Source organism: Veillonella sp. T14073-2 (genome assembly GCF_002959875.1).
Classification (GTDB): domain Bacteria; phylum Bacillota; class Negativicutes; order Veillonellales; family Veillonellaceae; genus Veillonella; species Veillonella infantium.
Genome location: NZ_PPDC01000008.1, coordinates 41,630 through 62,921 on the forward strand (window position 1 = coordinate 41,630; position 21,292 = coordinate 62,921).

At 38.9% G+C, this 21,292-nt stretch carries 15 protein-coding genes; all 15 read left to right on the plus strand.

Translation table 11 applies throughout. The features are described from left to right. Positions 1-45 precede the first annotated feature (45 nt). Positions 46-1,326 (plus strand): guanine deaminase, encoded by a 1,281-nt coding sequence (gene guaD / locus VCHSUH04_RS08305; RefSeq protein WP_105086165.1) that lies wholly within the window; start codon positions 46-48, stop codon positions 1,324-1,326. 166 nt (positions 1,327-1,492) lie between these two features. Further along, positions 1,493-2,446, plus strand: a complete 954-nt coding sequence (locus VCHSUH04_RS08310; protein ID WP_105086166.1) for a cation diffusion facilitator family transporter — start codon at positions 1,493-1,495, stop codon at positions 2,444-2,446. Between the two features lie 124 nt (positions 2,447-2,570). Continuing rightward, complete coding sequence (serS, locus tag VCHSUH04_RS08315; protein WP_105086167.1) at positions 2,571-3,851, plus strand: serine--tRNA ligase; 1,281 nt, start codon at positions 2,571-2,573, stop codon at positions 3,849-3,851. Positions 3,852-3,864: 13 nt separating this feature from the next. Then, positions 3,865-4,509, plus strand: coding sequence for a fructose-6-phosphate aldolase (fsa, locus tag VCHSUH04_RS08320; protein ID WP_105086168.1), 645 nt, complete (start codon positions 3,865-3,867; stop codon positions 4,507-4,509). A gap of 66 nt (positions 4,510-4,575) precedes the next feature. Further along, positions 4,576-5,538 (plus strand): class II fructose-bisphosphatase, encoded by a 963-nt coding sequence (gene glpX, locus VCHSUH04_RS08325; protein ID WP_105086169.1) that lies wholly within the window; start codon positions 4,576-4,578, stop codon positions 5,536-5,538. A gap of 223 nt (positions 5,539-5,761) precedes the next feature. Further along, positions 5,762-7,027 carry a UDP-N-acetylglucosamine 1-carboxyvinyltransferase gene (gene murA / locus VCHSUH04_RS08330; protein ID WP_105086170.1) on the plus strand — a complete coding sequence of 422 codons (1,266 nt, stop codon included), beginning with the start codon at positions 5,762-5,764 and terminating at the stop codon, positions 7,025-7,027. Beyond that, positions 7,008-8,393: a rod shape-determining protein gene (locus VCHSUH04_RS08335; RefSeq protein ID WP_105086171.1), complete on the plus strand. Its 1,386-nt coding sequence runs from the start codon at positions 7,008-7,010 to the stop codon at positions 8,391-8,393. Before murA ends, VCHSUH04_RS08335 begins: the two co-directional genes overlap by 20 nt. 215 nt (positions 8,394-8,608) lie before the next feature. Further along, complete coding sequence (locus VCHSUH04_RS08340) at positions 8,609-9,952, plus strand: phosphodiester glycosidase family protein (RefSeq protein WP_105086172.1); 1,344 nt, start codon at positions 8,609-8,611, stop codon at positions 9,950-9,952. A gap of 88 nt (positions 9,953-10,040) precedes the next feature. Continuing rightward, positions 10,041-10,325, plus strand: coding sequence for a biotin/lipoyl-containing protein (locus tag VCHSUH04_RS08345; protein WP_005387253.1), 285 nt, complete (start codon positions 10,041-10,043; stop codon positions 10,323-10,325). A 12-nt stretch (positions 10,326-10,337) separates the two neighbouring features. Beyond that, on the plus strand, positions 10,338-12,320 hold the full coding sequence (locus tag VCHSUH04_RS08350; protein ID WP_105086173.1) for a SpoIVB peptidase S55 domain-containing protein: 1,983 nt from the start codon (positions 10,338-10,340) through the stop codon (positions 12,318-12,320). Between the two features lie 31 nt (positions 12,321-12,351). Continuing rightward, on the plus strand, positions 12,352-13,113 hold the full coding sequence (locus VCHSUH04_RS08355) for an ABC transporter permease (protein WP_105086174.1): 762 nt from the start codon (positions 12,352-12,354) through the stop codon (positions 13,111-13,113). A 20-nt stretch (positions 13,114-13,133) separates the two neighbouring features. Then, positions 13,134-13,892, plus strand: coding sequence for an ABC transporter ATP-binding protein (locus tag VCHSUH04_RS08360; RefSeq protein WP_105086175.1), 759 nt, complete (start codon positions 13,134-13,136; stop codon positions 13,890-13,892). Beyond that, positions 13,892-15,151: an MlaD family protein gene (locus VCHSUH04_RS08365; protein ID WP_105086176.1), complete on the plus strand. Its 1,260-nt coding sequence runs from the start codon at positions 13,892-13,894 to the stop codon at positions 15,149-15,151. The genes VCHSUH04_RS08360 and VCHSUH04_RS08365 overlap by 1 nt, the downstream gene beginning before the upstream one ends. Before the next feature lie 42 nt (positions 15,152-15,193). After that, positions 15,194-16,654, plus strand: a complete 1,461-nt coding sequence (locus tag VCHSUH04_RS08370; RefSeq protein WP_105086177.1) for a TolC family protein — start codon at positions 15,194-15,196, stop codon at positions 16,652-16,654. Positions 16,655-16,984: 330 nt separating this feature from the next. Further along, positions 16,985-21,271, plus strand: coding sequence for a translocation/assembly module TamB domain-containing protein (locus tag VCHSUH04_RS08375; protein ID WP_105086178.1), 4,287 nt, complete (start codon positions 16,985-16,987; stop codon positions 21,269-21,271). Positions 21,272-21,292: the final 21 nt, after the last annotated feature.

Below are 21,292 nucleotides of genomic sequence, written 5' to 3' on the forward strand. Positions count from 1 at the left end.
ATTCGAGCATAGTGCTTTAGGGCTCTCATCACGCGAGGAGGTTATATGAATTCGACACTTATTTTAAAAGGAAATATATTATATACACCGCGGCCTTCAGAATTTATATCTATTCCACATGGATATATCATTGCCGTAGATGGCGTGGTCGTATATTGTGGTGAAAGTATTCCACCAGCTTATGCAGAGTGCGAGGTTACTGATTATGGTGATAATCTCATCATTCCAGGATTTGTAGATACGCATGCTCATGCTCCGCAGTATTGTAATCGTGGCCTTGGTATGGACAAAGAATTATTACCATGGCTAGAAACCTATACATTCCCTGAAGAAGCAAAATTTAGTGATCCAGATTATGCACGGTTAGTATATGGCGCCTTTGTCCAAGACTTATGGAGAAATGGGACTACTAGAAGTATACTGTTTGGTACTATCCATAAAGAAAGTACATTGGTGTTGATGGAACTTTTACAAAAAGCTGGATTATCAGCCTATGTAGGTAAGGTAAATATGGACCGCAATAGTCCTGATTTTTTGATTGAAGAAACGAATCAATCATTAGTGGATACTAAAGAGTGGTTAGAAGAATCTGTTCCATTTAGCCCTTTAGTAAAACCTATCATTACCCCTCGGTTTGTACCATCCTGTACAAGTGAGTTAATGTCTGGGCTAGGTAAATTGGCCGAAGAGTACAATGTACCAATTCAATCTCATTTATCGGAAAATCATGGCGAAATTGATTGGGTTGCATCCTTGCATCCGGAGTCACCAAACTATACAGATGTGTACTATGAGCACCATTTGATGGGTGTTGTACCAACTGTAATGGCTCATTGCATCCATTTAAGTGATGTTGAGATGGATCGTATGGCAGAAACACAAACTATGGTATCGCATTGTCCATATTCCAATGTAAATCTATCAAGTGGTATTGCACCGATTCGTAAGCTAATGAAATGGAATATACCGATTGGTTTGGGCTCAGATATCTCAGGTGGTCATATTGTATCGATGGCAAAAGTTCTTACGGAAGCTATTGGATTATCAAAAATGAAATGGGTAGAAGTCGATCAAACATATGCTCCACTTACATTAAGTGAAGCTTTCTATATGGCTACAAAGGGCGGCGGCAAGTTCTTTGGTAAGGTTGGTAGCTTTGAAAAAGGTTGTGACTTAGATGCCCTTGTCATTGACGACACATCACTATTTGACCCTAATGAACGCACCTTAGAAGAACGATTAGAGCGTTGGTTATATGTTGGTGATGATCGACATATTGTTGAGCGCTATGTAGCCGGCCATATAGTACCTAATCCTCAAGGTTAATATGTGATATGTAATAGCATGGGAATACAAAATAGAATTAAATAGTATTTATAGCAGGTAGTTTGTATATAAGGCAAACTACCTGTTTTGATTTGGCCTCATATTGCGCATCAATACCCTTGGTGTATAATAAAATAATGTATAAATTAAGAAAGTGGGGTACTTGATGGATATATTAGGGGCAAGGCGCTCTATAGAGCAGAAGTTACTTATGCAATCCGTTGGCCTGATGGCTCTAGTAGCGGTAAGCGGTACTATAATGGGGATTGTGACGGGTTCTAGTGCGGTCTTATTAGATGGTGTATTTTCCTTTGTCGATGTTGTTATTAAAATCATGATGTTAATGACCGCCAAATTAATAGCGCGTGAAACGAGTAAGCGCTTTCAGTTTGGGTATTGGCAGTTTGAACCTTTAGTGTTGGCCGTAGAAGGATTTTTTATATTACTAATTGTAATCTATGCCTTATCTAGTGGTATTACAGATCTTATATCGGGTGGTCGTCATGTAGATTTTGGACCCGCTATTTACTATGCTATCTTCTTTACAGTGGCGGACACAATATATTACTTATATGTGCGTCGCATTAATAAGAGTCTACAGTCCAACTTAATCAAATTTGATAATGTAAGTTGGTATGTAGATGCTTTGTTAGAAGCAGCTATCTTAATCAGTTTCGTCGTAGCTATCATGTTAGAAGGAACTGAATATGCTGATTGGGCATCTTATATTGACCCGATAGTTCTCGTTGTATTAGCGGTGCAAATGATACCGTCTGCGTTCCGCATTATCATCCCATCTGTAAAACAAGTGTTGGGGTGGGCACCAACTTCATTACATAATGAAGTGCAGGAAATTATGGATCGTTTTATGGAAAAGTACAATTTCAAGGATTATGTTTCTAGCGTACAAGTATATGGCAACACTCGAATTATTGAGATTGATATTTTAGTTCGTAAGAATTTTCCCTATCAAACGATTGCTGAAATCGATGCGATTCGCAATGAAATTGACCAAGAAATCGGAGGAAACCCTTCGGAAAAATGGGTTACCATTTCTTTCACCGGCACCCGAAAATGGATGGCAAAAGATTATTTACTAGAGGAAGATGATGATGAATAGTATAAAAATTAATGACAAAACTAGTAGATGTCTTATAATTTAATGATAAATACACCAATATATGGTATACTTAAACGTATTGAATATATTGTTCGTAGCATAGTTGGAAGATGAGGTTCATAGTATGTTAGACTTGAAATTTGTCCGTGAAAATATTGATTTAGTGCAACAAAACTTAGATAATCGTCACACGAAAGGCGATTTGGAAACCTTTGTATCCGCTTATGATGAACGCCGTCAGTTGATTGGTAAAGTAGAGGAGTTAAAAGCTCTTCGTAACTCTGTAACTGAAGAAATTAGCCAATTAAAACGCAATAAAGAAAATGCGGATGATAAAATCGCAGAAATGAAAAAAGTAGGCGATGATATTGCTGAGCTTGATAATCGTATTCGCGATGTAGAAGCAAAATTACGTGACGCGGCATTGATGTTACCAAACATGTGCGATGCATCTGTTCCTGTTGGTGCTGATGAAGATGAAAATGTAGAACAACGCAAATGGGGCGAACCACGTCAATTCGACTTTGATGTACAAGCTCATTGGGATTTAGGTGAAAATCTCGACATTCTTGATTTCAATCGCGCTGGTAAAATGAGCGGTGCTCGTTTCACTGTATATAAAGGTTTGGGTGCTCGTTTAGAACGTGCTCTCATTAACTTCATGGTTGATCTTCATGTAGATAAACAAGGCTACACTGAAATGATGACTCCATACATGGTAACGCGTGAAACTTTGACAGGTACTGGTCAATTACCTAAATTTGCTGAAGATATGTACCATGTAGAAGATACTGAATATTTCTTGATTCCTACCGCAGAGGTTACATTGACTAACTATCACAGTGGCGAAATCTTGAGCGAAGAGGAATTGCCAAAATATTATACTGCATTTACTGCATGCTTCCGTGCTGAAGCAGGCTCTGCAGGTCGTGATACTCGTGGTCTTATCCGTCAACATCAATTCAACAAAGTTGAAATGGTTAAATTAGCTAAACCTGAAGATTCTTACAAAGAATTAGAAACATTGACTGATAATGCAGAAGAAGTATTGCGCTTATTAGAATTACCATTCCGTGTAATTACACTTTGTACAGGTGATATTGGCTTTGGTTCTGCTAAAACATATGATGTAGAAGTATGGATGCCAGCTCAAGGCAAGTATAGAGAGATTTCTTCTTGCTCTAATATGACTGATTTCCAAGCTCGTCGTGCAAACATTAAATTCCGTCGTGGACCTAAAGGTAAACCAGAATTCGTTCATACATTAAATGGCTCTGGTCTTGCTGTAGGTCGTACAGTAGCAGCTATCTTGGAAAACTATCAACAAGCTGATGGCTCTGTTGTGATTCCTAAAGTGCTTGTACCTTACATGGGCGGCGTAGAAGTAATTAAGGCTGGAAAATAAGAGGGGGCATTCTATGAAGTTCTTTATTGATACAGCAGAATTTGATGAGATTAAAGAGGCGTATGCTTTTGGTTTTATCGATGGTGTTACTACTAATCCCTCCCTTATCGTGAAAGCTAAACGCGATTTAAAACAAGTTATTTCTGAAATCGCTAATTTGGTAGAGGGCCCTGTGAGTGCAGAGGTTATTGCTTCTGATGCAGAAGGTATGATTGCGGAAGCTCATGAGCTTGTAAAATTAGGCTCTAATGTAGTTATCAAAGTGCCTATGACTCCAGAAGGCCTTAAAGCTGTTGCAGTTTTAAGCAAAGAAGGCATTAAAACTAATGTAACCTTAATCTTCTCTGCCAACCAAGCCTTATTAGCAGCTCGTGCAGGTGCTACATATGTGAGCCCATTTGTTGGCCGTATTGATGATATCAGTATGGATGGTCTTACATTGATTCAAGATATTGCAGATATATTTGCTATTCATAGCATTGAAACTGAAATTATTGCGGCTAGTGTGAGAACACCATTGCATATCATTCAATGTGCAAAAGCTGGTGCTCATATTGCAACTGTGCCATTTAAAGTGCTTATGCAAGCTATGAAACATCCACTAACAGATGCAGGGCTTGAAAAGTTTATGGCAGATTGGAAACAAGCTAATCAATAAGTTAAGTATTCGGCTCGATGTAAGGGTCATATTACAATAGACACAGGACTTATAAGGAGGCCTATTATGGATCGTACATTATCTTTGGAATTTGCTCGTGTCGTTGAAGCGGCTGCTTTGCGCAGCGGTCGTTTACTTGGTCGCGGTCAAAAGGATGCAGCGGATGGTCTTGCTGTAGACGCAATGCGTCAAGCATTTGACTCTGTTCGTATTTCTGGTACAGTTGTTATTGGCGAAGGCGAAATCGATGAAGCACCTATGCTTTACATTGGTGAACATGTAGGTGCGGGTGGCCCAGAAGTAGACATCGCAGTTGACCCTATTGAAGGCACAAACTTGATTGCAAAAGGCCAAAATGGTGCGATTGCAGTTATGGCTATTGCTGAAAAAGGTGGCTTGTTACATGCGCCAGATATGTACATGGAAAAACTTTGTGTTGGTCCTCGTGGTGCAGGTGCTATCGATATTACAAAATCTTTAACAGAAAATATTAAAAATGTAGCTGCAAAAATGAATCGCAATGTTGATGAAATTACACTTGTAATGCTTGATCGTGAGCGTCATTATGGTTTGATGAAAGAAGCGCGTGATCTTGGTGCACGTATTATGTTAATTTCTGATGGCGATGTTAACCCAGCTATGGAATGTTGTATCGAAGGCTCTGGTGTGCACATGGTTGTTGGTACTGGTGGTGCACCAGAAGGCGTATTGGCTGCGGCAGCTTTAAAATGCGTAGGTGGCGATATGCAAGCGCGCTTGAAACCAGAAACAGAAGAAGAAATTCGTCGTTGTCATGAAATGGGTATTACCGATGTAAATCAAGTACTTACATTGGATGATCTAGTTCGTACAGATGATGTCATCTTTGCGGCTACTGCTATTACTCGCGGTAACTTATTGAATGCTATTCAATACTTCCCAGGTGGTGCGCGTACACATACTATCGTAATGCGTTCTAAAACAGGTACTGTTCGTTTCTTAGATACAGTGCATATGGATGAGAAGCTAAAATCCTTAAAAGCCAAATAATAATTTAGCCCCTCAAAATTGATATGTCCTCTCCATTTTTACTGGTTGTCCAGTAAAGGGGGTACATATCAAAAATGAGGGGCTTTTTTTCTCAGTATTTTCTCACAGTCTCTTGATGAGATATATCGAAAAATAGTATAATAACATTTAGTATATGACGTTATAAATACAACGTCTTGTAGTTCATACAAGATGATCGATATAAAGTGTAGGAGGAATTCTGTTGGAAAAGCTAATCATTCAAGGTGGCAACCGGTTGGAAGGCCGTGTACGTGTTAGTAGTGCTAAAAATGCGGTACTCCCTATTATTGCCGGTACTTTGCTAGCATCAACACCTAGTAAATTACTTGAAATTCCAAATTTGGAAGATGTAGGTACAATTTGCCAAGTTATCGAGTCTTTGGGGGTTAAAATTACTCGTAATAAAGCAGATGATGAAATTATTTTCGATGCGTCTACATTGACTGCTACGGAAGCTCCTTATGAGCTTGTACGCAAAATGCGTGCATCTTTCCTTGTGATGGGGCCACTTTTGGCGCGCAAAGGGGAGGCGAAAATCTCCATGCCAGGTGGTTGTGCGATTGGTGCACGTCCTATCGACCTTCACCTAAAAGCGTTCGAAGCACTAGGTGCTAAAATTGAAATTACTGAAGATTATGTATATGCTCATGCTCCAGAAGGTCTTAAAGGCACTCAAATTTATTTGGATTTCCCAAGTGTAGGGGCTACAGAAAACGTAATTATGGCAGCTTCCATGGCTGAAGGTAAAACTGTTATCGAAAATGCTGCGGAAGAACCTGAAATCGTTGATTTAGCAACATTCTTAAATGCAATGGGCGCTAATATTCGCGGTGCTGGTACAAATGTAATCCGCATTGAAGGTGTGCCTCAATTACATGGTGCGATTCATACGGTTATTCCTGACCGTATCGAAGCTGGTACATATTTGATTGCTGCTGCTATGGCTGGTGGTGACGTATTTGTAGAAAATGCATTGCCAGAACATTTGAAACCAGTAGTAGCTAAGTTAAAAGAAGCTGGCGTTACTGTAGAGGAAGAAATTGATGGTATTCGCGTTATCAGTACTGGCAAAGGCATTAAAGCTGTTGATATTAAAACATTGCCATACCCAGGCTTCCCAACAGATATGCAAGCTCAATTTATGGCGCTTACTACAATCGCTGAAGGTACAAGTACTGTAACAGAAACTGTATTTGAAAACCGCTTCATGCACGTTGCGGAACTTCGCAAAATGGGTGCCCATATCGATATCGACAATCGTCAAGCGATTGTAGAAGGTATGCCACGCTTACATGGTGCTGTAGTTAATGCTACAGACTTGCGTGCAGGTGCGGCTCTTGTTTGTGCTGCGTTGACTGCAGAAGGTAGAACTGAAGTAGGTCGTCTACATCATATCGATCGTGGTTATGATGATTTCGTAGGTAAATTGCAAAGGTTAGGTGCTGATATTGTTCGGGTTGACGAATAAAAGTACAGAGCCAAAACAGAATAAAAAGAAACGAAGCCGGCGCTCAAAAGGGCCGGCTTTATACAACAAGCAACAAAACTTAGGTGCTGCAAAGGTTGAAAACTCTAAGGCGAGCACGACTCGTAAGCCCTTGCGTAGAACAAAACGTAAGTCTACGAAACTTTCAGAAGGTGTAGCTAAACAAGCGAATCATTTAGCTTCTAATATGCGCGAGGCTATGGTTAGGGTTACAAAGATGCGCCGTGCAGAGCGCCGTAGTCGTGAAACCGTAGCTATTGCTAAAACTACGCCTGCTATGACATTAAAGCGTTTAGTTCGTCCTGAACAAGTGGGCGATTTAATGGGGCGATTGAATCGTTCATTGAATTTTGACTTAGGTATAGATTTGGGAACTGCCAATATTCTTATCTTTGCTAAAGGGAAAGGGCTTGTCTTAGATGAGCCTGCCTATATTGCACGTGATGATAAAACCGGAGATATACTCGCGTTAGGTGAAGCTGCACGTTCTATGGTTGGGCGTACACCTAAAGGCATATCTGTTATTCGTCCTGTTCAAGCGGGTGTTATCGCAGATTACGATATGACCGAATTTATGTTAAAATACTTTATTCGTTCCGTTGTGCCTGCTTCTAGATTGATGAAAATGCGTATTATCGTATGTGTGCCATCTGGAATTACGCCTGTTGAAAAACGTGCTATTTTAGAGGCTTTACTTAGAACAGGCGCGAAAAAGACTGTTCTTATTGAGGAACCATTAGCAGCAGCTATGGGTACAGGTCTCAATGATGCTGACCAAGTTGGAGCTATGGTTGTCGATGTAGGTGGCGGTACTACTGATATTGCCGTTCTTTGTGATACTGGTGTTGTTGTGAGTGAATCCCTTCGTATTGGGGGAGATTCCTTCAATGAATCTATTATTCGCTATATACGTCGTAAGAAGCGACTTGTTATTGGACCTTTAACAGCAGAAAAGATAAAGATTTCTGTTGGTACCGTAGATCGACGAGCTAAAGAACGAACTATAGAGGTTAGAGGGCGTGATGCCAGCTCTGGACTACCTAAGATGGTTGCTGTTAATTCCTTAGAAATTCAACGTGCCTTAGAGGCGCAAGTGATGAATATTCTAGAAGGCATTAAATCGATTTTAGAAAAAACGCCTCCAGAACTTGTAGCAGCCATTAATGATCATGGTATCATTCTGACAGGTGGCGGTGCTCTCATCGATGGTTTAGATCGTGTTATTACACGTTCTGTTGGTATTGCATCTTATTTGGTAGAGTCTCCGCGATATGCTGTTATCAAAGGGGTTGCAAAAGCTCTTGATGAAATGTCACAATTGCGTGATACATTGGATGAATTACAATAAAATATTTCATTGAAATAATGTAAAATTTGAGGAAGTTACTATTTATAGATAGACCATTGAAAAATGGAATGACGGTAGATAGTAACTTCTTTTTTAGTGCATCCTTTTTGTAATTTTCATCGTTATGATGTATACTATAGTAAAAGTATATTGCATAAAATTGATGTATGAATATAAATCTATCAATATGGGTTGTCGCTATAGAGGAATTGTAAATGAAACGATATTTATATATGACTTTTGCTGTGTTAGGCTTTCTAGGCAGTACAATACCTTATGCGGAAGCTGGAAATTTAACCGGCGTACGTGTATCTAATCACGAAGGTACAAGTCGAATCGTATTAGATGTGTCTGAAATGCCTGTATCTTGGACTAAATCTTATAATGAGTCCACACATGCTCTTACCCTTAACCTAGGTGGTACCACAAATGGATTGACTGGACCTGTAGCTCAAAATAACACGAAAACAGGTGTTTTAAAAGGTATTGGTTTGCAACCTGTTAATGGCGCTTTACAAGTAACATTGACGGCTAATAAGGATGTACAACACCATGAGTTTACATTGGAAAAGCCATCGCGTATTGTAGTGGATTTATTTTCTAGCTATGCTCAACAAACAACAAAAGATGTAAATAAATCCGTTACGTATAGCAAGATTAATAACACTGTAGCAGAAGGTAAGATTCAAGCCTTTGCGTTATCTGTTGATAATGATTCACCTATGGTAGTAGCCCATGTTCCAGAAGGAAAAACCTTATCATCTGTGGTTCAATCACATACTGCCATCATTGGAGCAAAGGTAAAGGGCGGAAGTTTTGATCGTCCTTATTCAGTAGCTAGTGATGGAACGATTGATTTAGAGCGTATTTCTAATCGTGGCACCTTGCGATATACACCAAATCGGGGATATTTTATTGAAGAAAAGAGACCATTATTACAAGCTAAAACACAAAAAGATACATTCCTAATTACATCTGTTAATACAGGACGTAAAGAAAATGCCTTGACTCTATATACATCAGCTTATGGGCCTTCTACAAAAACTAATGATTTCGGCTATGAAGTGACTGTAGCCAATGGCAAGGTTGTTAGTGGTCAAAAAGGAAATTCTAAAATTGGAGAAAACCAATATGTATTATCTGGGCATGGAGAATCAAGAGATGCACTGCGTAAATTAAAAGTGGGCACACCGATTACGATTCAAAATAGACCGGAGTTAGCACAAGTTAGCACTACTGGTGGTGCAGCGCTACAAGCGGGTACTATGGTATTGAAGAATGGCAATTATGTAGGTGCTGATGGGACCCATAATAAAGCTCGCAGTTTCATAGGAACTACAAAAGATCATAATTTAGTGGTCCTTACTGTTGATAAAGCAGGCCTTCAATCTGTAGGGGTCACACAACAAGAAGGGGCCAAACTGTTATCTAATCTAGGTGTCGTAGATGGTGCTGAATTATCAAATCAAGGTAGCGTTGATTTAGTGGTTAATGATACGTACGTACATAAAGCTACTCCAAATCCTACGACCTATGAGGATATTGTAATTATAAAATGAATTCGTTGCATACAATTTTGTTTGAAAAATTACTAATAATTTAGTATACTATACATACATAACTAATTTTGTAAAAGGAGGGATCGTTATGAAAAGAGTAGTGTTGGCCTTAGCTGCTTTAGGCATTTTAAGTGTTAGCTCTGTAATGGCGGCCCCTGTATCATACCAAAGTGTATTAACAGGTAAAGTTGCTTCTACAGTTTCTGTTGGCTCTGCTGTAACAGAAGGTCAAACATTGGTAACTGTAGAGACATTGGCTGGCCCTATGGCTGCTGCTAAATCTACTGTAACTGGTACTGTAACGGCGGTTAATGTTACAGTGGGTTCAGACGTTTCTCGTGATCAAATCGTTGTCACAGTAGAAAGTAAATAAAGGAGAGAAGGAATGAAGTTTTCTCATTCTTGGCGTCGGTATAGAAAAGCGATACTGGCGCTTTTCTTCTGTACTTCACTTACAGCTGCACAGGCTGTTGATTTCATGCCTGTCAATGATGTAACTACAGGTATGGAAGGTATTGCAAAAACTGTAATTGTAGGAGATACCATTTCAACCTTTGATGTAAAGGTACTGGGTGTCATGAAGGATAAGGGGCCATCTGGTCATCTTATTTTGGCAAAGTTCTCTGGTCCTGTTATGGAAAAAACTGGAGGCATTGCTCATGGCATGAGTGGTAGTCCTGTATATATAAATGGCAAGCTCGTTGGTGCTGTAGCCTATGGATGGGGCTTTGCGGATGGTACGATTGGGATGATTACTCCTATCGAAGATATGGTGAAGTTATGGAATATTCCATATGAGAAGAATCTATCTAGACCATGGGACGATAAACAATTGATCCCTCTTGGAACCCCACTTATGGCTTATGGCTTTGATGCAGCGTCCATGGATTACTTCAAATCTAAGTTGCCACAATATAAATATGAAACTTATGATACTGCTAGCGCTAGTGGTGATGAAATTACTAAACCATTAGAGGCTGGTGGATCTGTAGCAGCATTATTAGTTGATGGAGATCTTAAATTAGGGGCTATTGGTACTGTTACTTATGTAGATGGTGAAAAAATTGTAGCCTTTGGTCATCCATTCTTGAAACATGGCTCTTCAAACTACTTTATGCACAATGCAAGTATCTTTACGGTAGTCAAAAGTTATGATGCTGCTTTCAAATTAGGTTCTATGGGCAAGGAAGTAGGCTCAGTAACTGAAGATAGAGGTGCTGGTATTGCTGGCGTATCTGGAGTGATCTCTCCAGGCATTCCTATGCGCTTCCATTTGAAAGACCTTGATATGGGGCGTGATAAGACTAGCTCTGTTAAGGTCATTGAAGATAGTGAAATGACACCGACCTTAGCGGCTACATCTCTATATAATATGTTGAATAAAACATTAGATCGTAGTGGCGCTGGTACAGCTACAATTTCTTATACTATTACTCCAAGAGGTAAAGAACATAAACCATTGACACGAACTAATATGTTCTATAGTTCTGACTCTATCTCAGAGAAGGCTGTTGATGAGTTCTACAATGTTATCGATGTTCTTATGAATAACCGATTCATTAATTATGAAATCTCTGATATTTCTGTAGAAACTGAAGTAACACAAGATAAGAAAACTGCGAAGCTTATTGATGCGTCTGCATCTTCTACCATTGTTTCTCCTGGGGATACAATCGTTGTAGATGTAACATTGGAGCCATTCCGTGGGGAGAAGGTTGTTAAACAAATCTTCTTTAAAGTTCCTGAGAATCAGGCTGTTGGCAAGTATACCTTAGAGGTACGTGGGGGAGGCGAGATCCCATTACCTTATGTATTAGAAAAACAAAAATATAATTTAACTGATGAAATTTTACGTCGATTAAAAGTTCATAAAGATTTTAATGAGCTTTATGATGAAATTCAAAAGACTGATACGAATAATCAAATCGTTGTAGAGTTTTTAGAAGATGGCATTAGTCTGGTTGATGAAGATGGTTCTAAATCAGTTAAAAAAGCTAAACTTAAAGATGTAGAATCAAAACCTATGCCAGGGGATGTAAAGAAAAAAACAGGGCAAGAAGATTTGAGCTCTGGTAAGGACGATGATAATCAAATTGAAAAAACTGCTATTGATACAGAATACATCGTTCAAGGTGATGGTCAATTTACAATTCATGTTATGAAACCAGCTGATCGTGATAAAGCATTAGCTAAACGCGTAAGAGAAGTTAAAAATCAAGTTAAGATGGAACATAAATTAGAATTGGAAGATCAATCTAAGAAGGATATATCCAGTAAAAAAGATGTGAAAAAGTCTGATAAACAAGACAAAAAAACACCTGATAAAAAGGATGAATCTAAAGTAAATGATACTAATACAGCTGAATAAGCTGAAAGCGTAAGGGGAAAGGGCTAGACTGTTGAATTGGCTAGAATCGATAGGCCGAGCTGTAATAAAAGGCCTATCACAGATGGGTAGTGCTACATTGTTAGTGTGGCAAACAATAAAACAACTGAAAATGATTAATCTATGGCATGTATTTCAGCAGATGGCTCACCTAGGCGTGGATTCATTACCAATTATCAGTTTAACATTGCTATTTGCTGGTGCAGTTATGACCTTACAGATTACAGACGTATTGATTACATATGGTGCTCAAAGCACTGTGGGTGGTCTTATGGCTGTTGCTATGGGGCGAGAGTTAGGACCTATTTTGGTAGGCGTTGTATTGGCTGGCCGTGTTGGTGCTGCTATCACGGCTGAAATTGGTACAATGAAGGTGACAGAACAAATTGATGCGCTACGTGTTATGGCTGTTGATCCTGTTGGTTATCTTGTAGTACCTCGTGTAGTGGCTTGTATGGTAATGGTTCCAATCTTGGCTTTTTACGGTGTGGTAATTGGCATTGCTGGTGGTTACTTTGTAGCTACTGCTATTAAAGGTTTGGCACCAAGTACATATTTAGATTCCATTCAAATGTTCTCTACTATTTCTGATTTTACATTAGGTTTAATTAAATCTAGTGTATTCGGCGCGGTCATTGCGTTGGTAGGTGCATATAAGGGGATGGAAACTAAAATGGGCGCAGAAGCAGTAGGCTTCTCCACAACTAGTTCTGTAGTAACTAGTATCATTTTAGTATTTGTATTAAATTACTTTTTATCTACCTTATTATATTAGTAGATACATTAGAGGGATTTATGATAGAACTACGCAATGTTGTAGTTGCCTATGAGTCGCGTGTGATTTTAGACTCTATTAATCTCACTATCGATGATGGGGAGACGTTAGTCATATTAGGTGGTAGTGGTAGTGGTAAAAGTACACTACTTCGCTTATTGATTGGCTTGCAGCGTCCTACATCGGGACAGATTATAGTAGATGGCACAGATATTACAACATTATCTGAAGATGAATTTAATACAGTACGAAGAAAAATGGGGATGGTATTCCAATACTCTGCATTATTTGATTCTATGTCAGTAGGTGAAAATGTAGCCTTTGGCTTACGTCAGCATACGGACTTAGGAGATGATGAAATAAAACGCATTGTAGCAGAGCGTCTCGATTGGGTCGGTTTAAAAGGGTATGAATCCTATATGCCTAACGAATTATCTGGGGGCATGAAGAAACGTGTTAGCTTAGCTCGTGCCATAGCGTTAGATCCGAGTTTAATTCTCTATGATGAACCTTCATCTGGGTTAGATCCTATTACATCAGGTACGATTAGTATGCTGATTAAGGGAATGCAGCAACGGCTCGGTTGTACATCTATCGTGGTAACACATGATATGCAATCTGCATTTTATGTAGCAGACCGCATAGCTTTACTTGATAAGGGGAAATTTGTGGAAATTTCTGATACAATAGACTTTAAGAATTCTACAAATAAAAAGGTACAACAGTTTATTCATGGCGAAGCAGAACCAATTAACGTATCTGCGATGGGAGAGGTATAATGAAGTGGACGACGGAGGCCAAGGTAGGGGCTTTCACGATAATAGGTATAGCATTATTTATTGCGGGCATACTGTTTGTAGGACGCATTGATATATTGGCTAAACCGCAAATGACGATTACTGGGGATTTTGCTCAAGTTAATGGTCTAAAAAATGGTAATCAGGTTAAATACTCTGGGGTAGCTATCGGTAATGTTTCCGATATTGAAATTACACCGCATGGTGTTGTAGTAAAAATGAAGCTTGATGAAAAGACACAAATTCCAAGTGATTCTACTTTCACATTAGGGTCAGATGGTTTTTTAGGTGATAAATTTATTCAAATATCACCAGGTCAATCTAAAGTATTTTTACAAGATGGCGACACTGTTAAGGGCGAAGGCGCAGATGCTATGGAGAAAGCCATGCAAAGTGCTCAGAAATTAATGGATGGCACAGAGAAAATGTTGCAGTCTATCAATAATATTATTGGTGATCCTACAACGCAAAATGCACTTAAGCACTCCTTGCAATCTACTGCAACGATGGCTGATAATGCTGTAGCGATTACACAAAATATGGCTGATGTAACAGCACAGTTAAATCAGACAGCGCAGCAATTTAATGCAGATGGTAATGCAGGCAATGATATGCGTGCTATTTTGACTAACTTAAAACAAACTACGGATCGTGTAGATAATATGGCTCGTTCAATGGAGTCTACTGTAACAGATCCTAAAGCACAGGAAAATATTAAGGAAACATTACATAATACGGCACAAATTTCTGCTCGTATCAATAAATTGATGGGTGGTAAACCGTATCAAACTGATGCAAATGGAAATGTTGTAGACGAAAATAACGTTGAAAAAAAGTCGTCTACTAAAATTGAGCCATCTGTAGATTTGTTGTATAACACAACAGATGATGAGTTCCGCATCAATGGTCGTGTTCGTGCTTTTAATGATAAAGGGATGGCTGAGCTTGGTCTTTCCAATATTGGAGACGGCACTAAATTTGACTTGAATGCAGGTCGATTCGTTAGTTCTAAATGGTTAGTGCGCGGTGGTATATTTGAAAGTGAATTGGGTCTAGGTGTTGATTATAATTTAGGTAGTCCAATTTCTTTGTCCGCAGCTATATATGATCTTAACAATCGTAAATATCGTATTCGTAGTGATATACGTTTACATAAAGATACTTATGGGGTTATTCAAATGACCAGGCCGTTCAGTTCCACGAACGGTGGTACCTACTTTGGTATTAAACAAGTATTCTAAAGACTAGTACATTCACTTTAGGTGAATATGGAGGTACATATTATGAACAAAAAGGTTTTATCCTTGGGGGTAATGCTCTCCTTGGCTACTACAGGTGCAATGGCTGCTGATGTAGTTACAACTTCCGTTAATAATGGAGATCAATTAAGTAAATATCAGAAAGAAGCTATTCAATTAACACAAAAGCAATTAGCTGAAAAATCTGTGCAAGATAGCAAAACTTATGAGAGCAAATTGGACCTTGATGAGTCTCGTACGATTGAGTTAGCATTAGCGAATAACCGCACTGCAAAACAAACTAAATGGGGTTATGAAGCTGCTAAATCTGCAGTTAGCCAGGTGGCTGCGGCTAAAAACCCGACTGTTAGCTATGGTTGGGCAGCTCAAAAAACAGGTGGTGATACTGGTCGCGGTAAAACTGGTAGTCATAACTTCTCCATAAGTGCGCCTGTATTTAATCCTCAACTTGATGCAAGCATTGATTCTGCACGTTATACACGTGAAGGTACTGGTGCTAGCTATGAAGAAGCACTTCAACAAGCAAAATATGATGCTATTAGTGGCTACTATACATTGATTATGAACCGTAATCTTGTTGATGTGGCTCAACAAGCTGTTAAAGATTACCAAGGTCATGTAACAAATGTGCAAGCTCAATATAATGTTGGCTTGGTAGCTAGTTCTGATGTGTTGGCTGCTAAAACAAATCTTGCTGACTCTGAAACGAGCCTTGTTAAAGCTCAAAATGCTGCAAATTTAGCAGAAGCAAGTTTAAATCAAGTCATTGCATATCCTGTACAAACAGCTATTAATACGGCAGAACATGATTTACAATATAAACCTTATAATGTTACATTGGAACAAGCTAAGGCATATGCTTTACTTCATCGTTCTGCTCTTGTAAAATCTGCCCTTGATGTAAAATCTGCAGAAGAAGCTGTAAGATCTGCTAAAGCTGGCTACTTACCGACTGTAGCAGTAAAAGCTGGTCGTGGTTATATTGATCCAGATGGTTATTTTGGAACAAGTACAAAATCCTGGAGCGTAGGTGCTAGTGCATCTTGGAGTTTATGGGATGGCGGTGCTACACAAAATGCCATTAAAAAAGCAAATGCGCAACTTGAACAAGCTAAAGAAGCTAACTTAGCAACTGTAGATGCTGTATTATTAGCAGTACAAAAAGCATACTTGAATTTGCGTTCTGCTGAACAAACTATTCAAAGTACACAAACTGCAGTAGCTCAAGGTCAAGAAAGCTTCCGTATCGCTACACTTCGTTATCGTGCAGGCGTTGGTACTAACCTAGACGTTCTTGATGCAGAAACTAAATTGACAACAGCTCGTAACAATTATGTACAAGCTCTTTATAACTACAATATTAGCATTGCAGCGCTTGAGCAATTAACAGGTGTTCCATTGAATACTCCAGTTGGCCAAAGTGGTGAGGTTATTGCTAATAGTGGTGCCCTTGAACAATTAGCAAAACTTGGTAGCAATCAATAATATAATATGTAACCAAAAAAGACGACTTCGGTCGTCTTTTTTGCTATTGCAGTATTTACTTGAATAGTTTATATGTGTATTTCATATTAGCTCAGATTGGTTGTGGTATGGTAAACAAGTAATTAATTGCCTATATATTTATAGTCGTATAACTCAACGTACTTATATTAGAGCGATTGTATTAGCTGTGTACTTATAGCAGAAATTGATTAGTGTGAAATAATATTAGTTTTATAAAATTTACCCCTAAAACACTATGGTTATTACTGTGTCTGTGGTAAGATTAGTATATATATTTATATTATTCATAATGTGTATGGGAGTATCATTATGACCCGTAAAAAGTGGTGCCTTATAGGTGCAGCGATTTTAGGTTTATCTGGTATTGGTGCCAGCATTAATCCTATCGCTCAAACTTATGTAGCACCTATGGTTAAAGAACAAGTAAATAATGCCATAAACGGCTCGGTGGACTATGATTCTCTTCGTATCAATTGGAATGGCGATGTAGTTCTAAACGATGTGGTGATTAAAGATCGGGATGGTCATTTAGTAGGAACTGCACAAGATGTAGCTGTTGGGGTTAAATTATCAGCGTTGCCAAGCATAATTGGTGGTAATACATCAGGGGCAACAGCTATATCTAGTGTCAAAGTGGAGTCACCTGATCTTCACATATGGCAATTGGTCGATGGATCTTGGAGTGTAGAAAAGTTAGTAAAACCATCAGATCCGAATCAGTCCGGCAGTTTTGATGGCGATATTACCATTAATAACGGTCGTGTAGCGCTACGTACTAAAGATGGGATAAAGAGAAATGTTGAAAAGCTTGATGGCACTATTGCACTCAATATGAGTGGTATGTCTAAAGGTGCTTTTACTGCTGATGTGGATGGTTCATCTGTTCTTGTAAATGGCAACATAGACATGGATGATGTATCTAATTTTGATGTGTTTGTACAAGCCGATGAAATTGATACTACTGGTATCATGAGTTTTGTACCACTTCGTAAAGATTTATCTGTAACGGGTGGGAAATTACAAGATTTACATCTTAATGTTAAAAGTAAAGATGGCCAATATGTTATGAGTGGCAATGTAGGCTTTAAAGGCTTAACGGGTACTTATAAACGGGGAAATACGCTTTATACTATTACTGATGGTGAAGGCCGCATTATGCTAAATCATGACCAGATCGTTATTAGTCACAGCTCTTGGCGTATTAATGATCAGGAAGCAAAGCTGAATGGTCTCATTACATTGGGAAAAGAGGAAGAGTATTTAAATCTTAATGTTGTAGCTGATAAGGTGAATTTAGAAGCCATTACCGATGTTGGGGTTACTGGTATTGTTGGCGGTCGTGCGCATATTGGCGGAACCACTGTAGCGCCTCGAGTAGATGCAACAATAGGTAGCGATGGCATTTCTTATAAAGGGTATCATGTTGATCGCCTGCAAGGCGATATTGTTTATGATGATGGATTAGTTCGTCTTGAAAATACTCGCCTATCAGTTGGCGAAGGTAATGCTAAGGTCAATGGTCAATATGTAGTTGATACAGGTGACTTTGATGCTACCGTAAAGGCTCAGAATTTACCTTTGGATACTTTTACAAAAGATATGTCCACTCCGGTTACTGGTAATGTGGATGGTGAGGTTCGTATCTTAGGTAAAAACAATCAAGTTACGGATGTAGTGGGCGCAGTTGAAGGGCGTCAAATTGGCATTCGTGGTGTAGTAGTTGATGCAGCAAAAGCTAATTTTACCCATAGTGATAATCGAACAAATCTTACTCTTGTAGGCAATATGGGAGATGGTGTGTTTAGCGGATATGGCTATATCCAAAACGGCAATGTAGATGCTACAGTTTCTGGTGATGCATTACCATTGGCATCGTTAAGCCCAATTATCGGACAAGATGTAGATGGTACGTTGAATACGTCTATTACAATAAAAGGTGTTTTGGACAATCCAAATGTGATCGGCACTGTATGGGGCCAAGAGGTTCACTATAAAGGGGCTCGATTTGATAATATCCATGGGGATATTCAGTTGGATAATCATGTTCTTACCATCACAAGTGGACATGTTGGAGATGCTAGTGGCGGCTATGATGTAACAGGGTGGTATAACATTAATACTGATGCATTAGACTTAAATGCACGAGCTCGAGCAGTACGCATTGAAAACCTAATCCGTACAGTTACAAATATTCCAATTACAGGCTGGTTTGAATCAGATAATCATATTACAGGCACTGCGGCGAATCCTATTATAGAAGGTCGTGCTCATTTATGGGATGGTTCTGCCTATGGCAAGCTCGTAACAAATGCCTTTGTAAAATACAACTATAAAAATGACATATTAGAGCTGTATCGATTTGATATCGAAGGTTATGGTGCGACTATCACTGGTGGCGGTACAATCTCTAAAGATGCCATTAATGTAGACTTTGAAGGTAAGAAAATTGATATGGGTAGATTGCTCATCAATACAGACTATCACGTTGATGGTTTATTATCGGGGCGCGGAATTATCACGGGCTCTATGGATAACCCTCAATTTAATGGATACATATTATCTGATGCACTATCGATTAATGGGGAATTATTAAATGATATTCATGGTCATGTGTATGCAGATAAAACGGTAGTGAATGTACAAGACTTTACCTTTGCTGAAAAAGATGGTGGTCGTTATGTTGCTAAAGGCGGCATGAAGATCGACGATAGTAAACAGCTATTTGGCGTGTTAGATGTTACTAATGGTAGTGTAAACAGTTTATTAAACTTGCTAGATCGCTCAAATGAGCATCTTGATGGTAAATTAAACGGTTCCGTTGAAGTTGGTGGGACAAAGGATAATCCTAGTGTTACTGTTAACGGTAAGATTAATGATGTTAGTATTGACGATAAAATTGTAGGCGATGCGACTATCGATGCTAGCTTAGCTAATCGAAAGTTTAAAATTACTACTTTAAAGCTACCTGTAGATGAAGGCCTCATTGCAATGGGGGGCACATTGGATCTTGATGGACAAGCTGATTTACAAGTTGCATTAAAGGATGTTGATATTGTACCATTCTTGCCACTTATAGGTAAGGATATCCAAGCTACGGGTTGGGTGACCGGCGTTGTGAATGTTACTGGAGAAACCAAAAATCCAAAGGTTGAACTATCTGGTGCGGTAGAATCTGGTTCTTTCAATGGAATTGGTATTGATGAGGGCTTTGCATTAGCTACAATGCAAGATCATGTTATTCAAATTCAACGCATCCAAGGTACAAAGAGCGGTTATAAACTCAGTATTTATGGTAAAATTCCATTGGCTGCACTCTATACATCTGGTTATTTAGAAGCTAGTGATGCTAAATCTATGGATGTAACGATTGACTTTAACGAAGCTGATATGGCGGTTATTCCTTTAGTAACAACGCGTGTTAAGGATGCTACGGGCCCGTTGAAAGGTGCTATTAGACTCACTGGGACTATAGATCAACCTGAAGCATATGGTACAGTTTCAGTTCGAAATGGTACGATGAAGCTTGCTGATGCGTATAGTGAAATTACAAACATTGATGGGGATTTGATATTCTCTGGACAACAAGGAGACTTCCAATCTCGAATTACAATGGGGAAAGGTACTGCAGGTTTAGCTGCTAAAGTAAATTGGTCTGGTCATGAGCTCACAAATTATAAGGCGGCGGTTCAACTGGATGGCTTAGAAATTGGTAGTGAGTATATTAAGGGACCATTAAATGGGGAACTTTATATTGCTGAACGCGATGGGCTACCTACATTGATAGGTAATTTGGACTTGGAAAATATCCAATTCAAGATTCCGCTTTCCTTACAATCTAGTGAAAGTAGTACCAATATGGGGGTAGATGTTACTGTCCATGCTGGTAAAGGGGTACGTTTATATGATCGTACTTTATATAACATGTTCATTGGTGGTGATGTTCATTTTGGTGGCACGTTGCAAAATCCAACTGCTAGTGGGCAGTTTGATGTTAAGTCTGGTACGTTTAAGTATTTAAACCATGTGTTTAATATTACTAAGGGCGATGCACACTTTGTAAGTGGCTCTTATTTACCAAATTTGCAATTAGAGGCAGAAACTAATGTAAGCAATTATAATATCATGCTTGGTGTAAAGGGCACTGTGGACCATATGGATTTAACTTTGACGTCTAATCCTAGCTTGTCTAGAAATCAAATTATCTCTATGTTGACCTTTGGGCGTGGTGCGGATTCTAATAGTAGTACATTGACAAATGAGGATGTGAATGCTGTTGCTACAGCAGGTCTACAAATGTTTGCCTTTGGTTATGTACAAGATGCATTACAAAACACATTGGGGTTGGATAGGATTAATATTACGACTGGGTCCATTGATCCTGATGAGCCGACTAATAGAGAAACAGCAGGCAATTATAATATTGAAATTGGCAAGTATATTGTTCCGAAAGTTATGCTTACTTATTCTCAGGGTATCAATAATAAACAAAATAAATATGGTATAGAGTATTCTGTTAAACGAAACCTCAAGTTCACTGCATGGCATACATCGCAAGGGAACAATTATATAGGCGGTCGTTGGACAAGAAGCTTTTAAGTTTATGGCTAGAGTGTGCAA

Excerpts from the sequence above, each read along its gene's own strand:
- guaD (WP_105086165.1), top strand. The coding sequence starts at position 46 with ATGAATTCGACACTTATTTTAAAAGGAAATATATTATATACACCGCGG.
- VCHSUH04_RS08310 (WP_105086166.1), top strand. The coding sequence starts at position 1,493 with ATGGATATATTAGGGGCAAGGCGCTCTATAGAGCAGAAGTTACTTATG.
- serS (WP_105086167.1), top strand. The coding sequence starts at position 2,571 with ATGTTAGACTTGAAATTTGTCCGTGAAAATATTGATTTAGTGCAACAA.
- fsa (WP_105086168.1), top strand. The coding sequence starts at position 3,865 with ATGAAGTTCTTTATTGATACAGCAGAATTTGATGAGATTAAAGAGGCG.
- glpX (WP_105086169.1), top strand. The coding sequence starts at position 4,576 with ATGGATCGTACATTATCTTTGGAATTTGCTCGTGTCGTTGAAGCGGCT.
- VCHSUH04_RS08340 (WP_105086172.1), top strand. The coding sequence starts at position 8,609 with ATGAAACGATATTTATATATGACTTTTGCTGTGTTAGGCTTTCTAGGC.
- VCHSUH04_RS08345 (WP_005387253.1), top strand. The coding sequence starts at position 10,041 with ATGAAAAGAGTAGTGTTGGCCTTAGCTGCTTTAGGCATTTTAAGTGTT.
- VCHSUH04_RS08350 (WP_105086173.1), top strand. The coding sequence starts at position 10,338 with ATGAAGTTTTCTCATTCTTGGCGTCGGTATAGAAAAGCGATACTGGCG.
- VCHSUH04_RS08360 (WP_105086175.1), top strand. The coding sequence starts at position 13,134 with ATGATAGAACTACGCAATGTTGTAGTTGCCTATGAGTCGCGTGTGATT.
- VCHSUH04_RS08365 (WP_105086176.1), top strand. The coding sequence starts at position 13,892 with ATGAAGTGGACGACGGAGGCCAAGGTAGGGGCTTTCACGATAATAGGT.
- VCHSUH04_RS08370 (WP_105086177.1), top strand. The coding sequence starts at position 15,194 with ATGAACAAAAAGGTTTTATCCTTGGGGGTAATGCTCTCCTTGGCTACT.
- VCHSUH04_RS08375 (WP_105086178.1), top strand. The coding sequence starts at position 16,985 with ATGACCCGTAAAAAGTGGTGCCTTATAGGTGCAGCGATTTTAGGTTTA.